Consider the following 7,449-nt stretch of genomic DNA (forward strand, 5'->3'; position numbering starts at 1 on the left):
GCGCCACCGGCGGTATGGGTGGCGCCGGCGGCAGCCCCGCCAATCAAGGTGGTAACAGCGCTCTAGGCACCCAGGCGTACGGGGGCGGCGGCGGCACCGGCGGCAGCGGCGGAACCGGCGGAACCGGCGGGCACGGTGGCGCCGCGGGATCCGGCGGTGATGGCGGCGCCGGCGGCTGGCTGCTCGGCAACGGCGGCAACGGCGGCAACGGTGGCACTGGAGGCTTGGGCGGTGCCGGCGGCGACGGTGGCATCGGCGGGGACGGCGCCCTCGGCGGCAACGCCAAGAGCACGTCGTTCACCCCCTTCGACGCCCACGGCGGTAACGGTGGCTCTGGTGGTGACGCTGGCCATGGCGGAACCGGCGGCGACGGCGGTGACGGGGGGCATGCCGGCGCCGGCGGACGTGGCGGGTTGCTGGCCGGCCAGCAGGGCAACTCCGGCAATGGCGGTGGCGGCGGCACCGGCGGCGCCGGCGGCATCCATGGCACCCCCGGCAGCGGAAAAGCAGGCGGCATCGGCACCGGTAACGCTGACAGCACCAACGGCGCCCCCGGCAAAGCCGGCCTCGGCGGCGATACCTTCAACGGCGCTCACGGCAGCGACGGCAACCCGGCCTAGTCACCAGCCGTTCCTGGGTGTCAGGCTCTCGGCGGGTGTGGCACATCGCCGATTTCACTGTCGGCGCCGAGGTTCAGCGGAAGTCGCGGGACCTCGAGCCCACCGCCAGGCTGATGCGGCCCAGCCGCTCGGCCACGACGGTGATTGCGCCGCTGGCGTTTTGGAGCTGGCCGCGGATCAGCAGCGCCGGCGCCGTATTCGCCAGCTTGCGGTGCCGTGCCCACACCCCCGGTGTGCAGAGCACGTTGACCATCCCGGTCTCGTCTTCGAGGTTGATGAAGGTCACCCCTTGGGCCGTCCCAGGCCGCTGCCGATGGGTCACCGCACCGGCGATCAGCACCCGGTCGCCGTCGGGCACCGATCCCAGCGTGTCGGCGGGGCGCACCCCCATCGCGTCCAGGTCGGCCCGCAGGAACTGGGTGGGATAGCTGTCCGGGGAGATTCCGGTGGCCCACACGTCGGCGGCGGCCAGCTCCAGCTCGCTCATTCCCGGCAACGCCGGGATGTGCGACCCATCAGCACCGTGGGCACCCACCCCGGGCAGCCGGTCCGGCCGTTGGGTGGCGGCGGCGCCGGCGGCCCACAGCGCCTCCCGCCGCGACATCCCGAAGCAGCCCAGCGCCCCGGCCGTCGCGAGCGCTTCGGTCTGCGGCACGGAAAGTTGCACCCGGGATGTCAGGTCCAGCAGCGAGGCGAACGGGCCGTTGACTTTACGCTCGTCGACCAGCTTCTCGGCGAGGTCGTCGCCGATGTAGCGGACGGCGCCCAGTCCCAGCCGGACCTCCATACCCGCGTTTTCCAGAGTCGCGTACGCCAGGCTGGCATTGACGTCGGGACCGTGTACCACCACACCGTGCCGGCGCGCGTCGGCCACCAGCGACTGGGGTGAATAGAAACCCATCGGCTGGGCGCGCAGCAGCGCCGCGCAGAACGCCGCCGGGTGGTGCAGCTTGAACCACGATGAGTAGAACACCAGCGACGCGAAGCTCAGCGCATGGCTTTCCGGGAAGCCGAAATTGGCGAACGCTTCCAGCTTTTCGTAGATCCGGTCGATCACCTCGTCGGGGGCGCCGTGCAGCGCACGCATGCCGTCGTAGAACCGCCCGCGCAGCCGCTGCATGCGTTCGGTGGAGCGCTTGGACCCCATGGCACGACGCAGCTGGTCGGCCTCGGCGGCGGAAAAGCCGGCGCAGTCGACCGCAAGCTGCATCAACTGTTCCTGAAAAAGCGGTACTCCCAGCGTCTTCCGCAATGCCGGCGCCATCGACGGATGTTCGTAGACGACCGGGTCGACGCCGTTGCGCCGCCGGATGTAGGGGTGCACCGACCCTCCCTGGATGGGTCCGGGACGGATCAGTGCGACCTCGACCACCAGGTCGTAGAACTCCCGTGGTCGCAGCCTGGGCAAAGTGGCCATCTGTGCACGCGACTCCACCTGGAACACGCCGACGGAATCGGCGCGGGCCAGCATTTCGTACACCGCCGGTTCGGCAAGATCGAGCTTGGCCAGGTCCACCTCGAGGCCCTTGTGTTCGGCCACCAGGTCTATGGCGTAGTGCAGTGCCGAGAGCATGCCCAGCCCGAGCAGGTCGAACTTCACCAAACCGATTGCCGCACAGTCATCTTTGTCCCATTGCAGGACGCTGCGGTTTTCCATGCGCGCCCACTCCACCGGGCACACGTCGGCGATCGGACGATCGCAGATCACCATGCCGCCGGAATGAATGCCCATATGCCGCGGCAGATTCCGGATCTGGGTGGCCAGGTCGATCACCTGCTCGGGGATGCCGTCCACCTCAGCGGCCTGCCCGTTCCAATGACTGATCTGCTTGCTCCACGCATCCTGCTGGCCCTGCGAGAAGCCCAGCGCGCGGGCCATATCGCGCACCGCACTGCGTCCCCGGTAGGTGATGACATTGGCGACCTGGGCGGCGTAGTCACGGCCGTATTTGTCGTAGACGTACTGGATGACCTTTTCCCGCTGATCCGACTCGATGTCGATGTCGATGTCGGGTGGGCCGTCGCGGGCCGGTGATAAGAAGCGCTCGAACAACAACTCGTTGGCCACCGGGTCGACGGCCGTGACGCCGAGGGCATAACAGACCGCGGAGTTGGCCGCCGATCCCCTGCCCTGACACAGAATGTTGTTGTTCCGACAAAACTGGGTGATGTCGTGCACCACCAGGAAGTAGCCCGGAAATCTCAGCCGGGCGACGACTTTCAGCTCATGCTCGATTTGGGCGTACGCGCGCGGCGCACCGTCGGGTGGTCCGTAGCGGTGACGGGCGCCCACCATGACCAACTGCCGTAGCCAGCTGTCCTCGGTGTGCCCGTCGGGTACGTCGAACGGCGGCAGCGCCGGCGCGATGAGCGCCAACTCGAACGCGCACTGCTCGCCCAGCTCGGCGGCGGCGGTCACCGCCTCGGGGCGCCAAGCGAATAGCCGAGCCATCTCCTCGCCGGACCGCAGATGCGAGCCACCCAGCGGCGCCAGCCACCCGGCGGCGGAATCCAGGGACTGCCGGGCGCGGATCGCGCCCATCGCCATGGCCAGCCGGCTGCGTGACGGGTGGGCGAAATGCGCTCCGGTGGTAGCGACGACGCCGACGCCGAAGCGTGGCGCCAGCCCGGCCAGCGTCGCGTTGCGTTCGTCGTCGAGCGGGTGACCATGGTGGGTCAACTCGACGCTGACCCGATGCGCACCGAACCGATCCACCAAATCGGTCAGCGCCCGCTGCGCCGCGTCCGGGCCGCCTTCGGAGAGTGCTTGGTGCACATGGCCTTTCCGACATCCCGTCAGGATGTGCCAGTGGCCGCCGGCGGCCTCGGTCAACGCGTCGAAGTCGAAGCGCGGCTTGCCTTTCTCACCGCCGGCCAGATGGGCTGCGGCCAGTTGCCGGGACAGCCGCCGGTAACCCTCGGGGCCGCGGGCCAGGACCAGCAGGTGCGGGCCGGGCGGGTCCGGCTGCTCGGTGCGGGCCTCCGATCCCAGCGACAGCTCGGCGCCGAACACGGTACGCATATCGAGTTCGGCAGCCGCTTCGGCGAAGCGAACCGCCCCGTACAGGCCGTTGTGGTCGGCGAGCGCCAGTGCGCGCAGATCTAGCCGGGCGGCTTCTTCGACCAGTTCCTCGGGCGTACTGGCCCCGTCGAGGAAGCTGTACGCCGAATGCGCATGCAGCTCGGCATACGCGACCGGCGAACGGACCCGAGCATTCTCTGGCGGCCGGTACGTCCCGCGCTGACGCGACCAGGGGCCCTCCAAGCCGGCATCATCGGCCGGCTCGGCCGCAACCGGCGCACCGGCATGGCGCGGCTTGCCGTCCAGCACCCGCTCCATTTCCGCCCAGCTCGACGGCCCGTTGCCCCAGCCCATGCGAGAAGTGTATCGAACATTTGTTCGATTGTCGATGCCATCCCGCCGCCGCCCGTTCGCCGCCGTAAACCCTTCGTTAACTCGCAAAACGCGTTCTTAACCTGGCAGGCCTATCGCAGCCGGGCGCTCACGACGGATACTGGACGGATTCACAAAAGGCGGTGGGGAACCCGGCATGGCACAACTGACCACATTAGACACCGGCTGGCTCAAGGCCGGGGATTCGCAGTGGCACCCGAGCCTGGCGACCGGTGCGGTGGCGGTCGTCAACGGCGTCGTGCCTGACTTCGATCTACTCAAAGACGTTCTGGCCCAGCGGCTTCGATCAATGCCACGATACGCGCAGGTGCTCCGGGCCGAGTGGGTCGAACATCCGCAATTCGATCCGGCCCAGCACATGCAACGGATGGCGCTGCCCAGCCCGGGCGACGACGCCGAATTGTTCCGGGCGATTGCTCACGCCCTGACCCGGCCCCTCGACGTGGACCGCCCGCTGTGGGAATGCTGGATCATCGAGGGCCTCAACGACAATCGCTGGGCGATCCTGCTCAAAATCCATCCATGCATGGCGGACGGCATCTCGGCCGCGCAGCTCCTCACCGGCCTCTGCGACGATGCCGACGACGACACCTTCGCCAATCGCGGTGCCGTGACACCGCTTCCGGCTCCGCACACCGGCGCGCGCAGCCGGGCCGATGCGCTGTGGCGAACTGCCGCCGCCGTCACCACAACCCTGTTCCAGGCGGCCGCCCGCACTGTGACCTGGCCGGTGCCGCGCACGTCGTTGACCGGACCGCTGATCACCATGCGGCGTTATCACACGGTGCGAGTTCCGCTCGCCGACGTCGACAGGGTGTGCCGCAAGTTCGGGGTCACCGCCGACGACGTCGCGCTTACGGCCATCAGTGAGGGCGTTCGGACCCTACTGCTGAACCGCGGCAACCAACCGCGTCCGGCGTCATTGCGGGTTCTCGACAAGACCGACCGCCAGATCGCCATCCAACTGCCGTATCTGCCCGTCGAGCAGGAAGACCTGATCAAGCGACTGCGCACGGTACACACCCAATTGCACCTGGGCCGGCAGAGCGGCCGGGACAACCCCGCAGGACTTTCGCAATACCCGCCTTTTTCACTGTGTACCAAGGCGATCCAAGCGTTGACCCGGCTCTCGCCGCGCAGTGTGGTGACCCTGGCAACCGACATGACCGGGCCGCGCCACCGGCTACGGCTGATGAGTCAAACGTTGGACCGGCTGCTGCCGATCCCACCGACCGCCCAGGAGTTGAGCACCGGGGTCGCGGTGCTGAGCTACGGCGACGAGCTGGTATTCGGCATCACCGCCGACTACGCCGCCGAGCCCGACATGGCGCGACTTGCCGCCGGTATCGAGCTGGGGATGGCGCGTCTGGTGGCACTCAGCCAAGACTCCGTTCTGCTGTTCTCCAGGGACCGCCGCAGGCGTGTGACCGGCGCCCGGACCGGCGGTGCGCGCGGCCGCACGGCCGCGTCCCCGGTGCGCCGCTGAGCCCGATCCGTCGGCATTGACCACCGTGAGAAGGTGGGATGATGTCGGTCACCATCGACCCGCGCCGCCACGATGCGGTCCTCTTCGACTCGTCAGCTGAGTCCGCCGAGCCGCTGATCGGGCAGCTACGCGAAGCCCGGGTCGGTACCGGGGTGTTTTCGTCCAGCGGTGATTGCCGAGACGCCCTGCGCGACGCGGCCGATCGGCTGACGGTGCGACCGGGCAGGTGCGTCGTCGTCGCCGTCGACCCTGCCGGCGCCACGGCGGCGCGCGAGAGCGGGTTCGCGCTGGTGATCGGCGTCGACTGGAACGGACACGGGGACGCGCTGCGTCGCTGCGGCGCCGACGCCGTCGTCACCGAACTGGCGGATGTGCGGGTGCGCACCGGCGACCGCCGGATGTCCGAACTTCCGGACGCACTGCAGGCACCTGGCCTCACCGCCCACCGGCCCGCGGTGTTCTACGACTTCGACGGCACCCTGTCCGACATCGTCAACGATCCCGACGCGGCCCGCCCCGTCGCCGGTGCGGCCGAGGCGCTCATTCAGCTGGCCGCGCAGTGCCCCGTCGCGGTGCTCAGCGGCCGTGATCTCGCCGACGTGACAGCACGGCTGGGCGTTCCCGGGATCTGGTATGCCGGCAGCCATGGTTTCGAGCTGACCGCACCCGACGGAACACACCACCAGAACGAGGCAGCGGCTGCGGCCATACCGGTGCTGGAGCAGGCGGCCGCACGGCTACGCGAGCGACTCGGGTCCATTCCCGGTGTTGTGGCGGAGCACAAGCGGTTCGGCGTAGCCGTGCACTACCGCAACGCGGCACGCGACCGCGTCGGCGACGTCGCCGCGGCGGTGCGCAGCGCCGGCCAACGCGATGCGCTGCGGGTGACGACCGGCCGCGAGGTGATCGAGTTGCGCCCGAACATCGACTGGGACAAGGGAAAAACGCTGCGCTGGGTGATCGACCACCTGCGTTCAGGCGATGCTCCCCTGCCGGCTCCCCTGGTGCCGATCTACCTGGGTGACGACATCACCGACGAGGACGCGTTCGACGCCGTCCGGCCCGACGGGGTGCCGATCGTGGTGCGGCACACCGAAGATGGCGACCGGGCCACGGCGGCGCTGTTCGCACTGGACAGTCCGGCGCGGGTCGCCGAGTTCACCGCGCGGTTGGCCCGTCAACTTACTGACGCTCACGTGAATTAGCCGGCAGCACTTGGCATCCGGCAATTCCGGCCGAGCCACAGAAACCACCACCTGCCAGGGGCGTCGGCGTTAGGCTCACACCGTCGATCGGAGGACGCCATGTCGTATGTGTTCGCAACGCCGGAGATCATCGCCACAGCGGCAACAGACTTGGCCGGAATCAGGTCGTCGATCGAAGCCGCGACCGTCGCGGCATCGGCCCCGACGGTACAGCTGCAAGCGGCCGCCGCCGACGAGATATCGACGGCGATCGCGGCGCTCTTCGGCCGGCACGCCCTCGCCTACCGGGAGGCCTATTTGCAGGCGAGCGCGTTTCACGAGCGCTTTGCGCGGGCACTGGCCTTTGGTGGCAGCCAGTACACCAGCGCCGAGGCCGCCAATGTCGAGCAGACCCTGCTGGACGCCATCAATGGGCCCACTCAGTTCCTGCTGGGGCGCCCACTGATCGGAAACGGCGCCGATGGCACCGCGACCAGCCCCAACGGCGGGGCCGGTGGGCTGTTGTACGGCAACGGCGGTAACGGCTTTCCCGCCACCACCGCCGGCGCACCCGGTGGTGACGGCGGGTCTGCCGGGTTGATCGGCAACGGCGGGGCCGGCGGCAACGGTGGGGCTGGCGCCGCCGGCGGGGTCGGCGGAAACGGCGGGTGGCTGTATGGCAGCGGCGGGGCCGGCGGCAACGGCGGTGCGGCCACCGTCACGGGCGGTAGCGGTGGGGCCGGC

Annotated in this window: 4 protein-coding genes and 1 pseudogene; 4 read left to right on the plus strand and 1 reads right to left on the minus strand. The window is 69.3% G+C overall.

The features are described from left to right. Positions 1–620 (plus strand): annotated as a pseudogene (locus BST40_RS26715) (PE family protein); the annotation flags it as partial. A 73-nt stretch (positions 621–693) separates the two neighbouring features. Here BST40_RS26715 and BST40_RS26720 read toward each other — a convergent pair. Next, entirely contained in the window at positions 694–3,996 is a 3,303-nt protein-coding gene (locus BST40_RS26720; protein WP_083156309.1) for an error-prone DNA polymerase, read from the minus strand. 175 nt (positions 3,997–4,171) lie between these two features. On the opposite strand from BST40_RS26720, the gene BST40_RS26725 reads away from it, so the two are divergent. The 3 genes from BST40_RS26725 to BST40_RS26735 form a co-directional block, all read left to right on the plus strand. Then, a complete protein-coding gene (locus tag BST40_RS26725) occupies positions 4,172–5,521 on the plus strand; it encodes a wax ester/triacylglycerol synthase domain-containing protein (protein WP_083156312.1) in 1,350 nt (449 codons plus the stop codon). Between the two features lie 41 nt (positions 5,522–5,562). Further along, positions 5,563–6,726 (plus strand): trehalose-phosphatase, encoded by a 1,164-nt coding sequence (gene otsB, locus BST40_RS26730; protein ID WP_083156315.1) that lies wholly within the window; start codon positions 5,563–5,565, stop codon positions 6,724–6,726. Between the two features lie 99 nt (positions 6,727–6,825). Further along, positions 6,826–7,449 (plus strand): PE family protein (locus BST40_RS26735; protein WP_142276822.1); only part of this gene is annotated, 624 nt, incomplete at its 3' end.

The sequence above is a fragment of the Mycobacterium persicum genome (assembly GCF_002086675.1).
Lineage (GTDB): Bacteria > Actinomycetota > Actinomycetes > Mycobacteriales > Mycobacteriaceae > Mycobacterium > Mycobacterium persicum.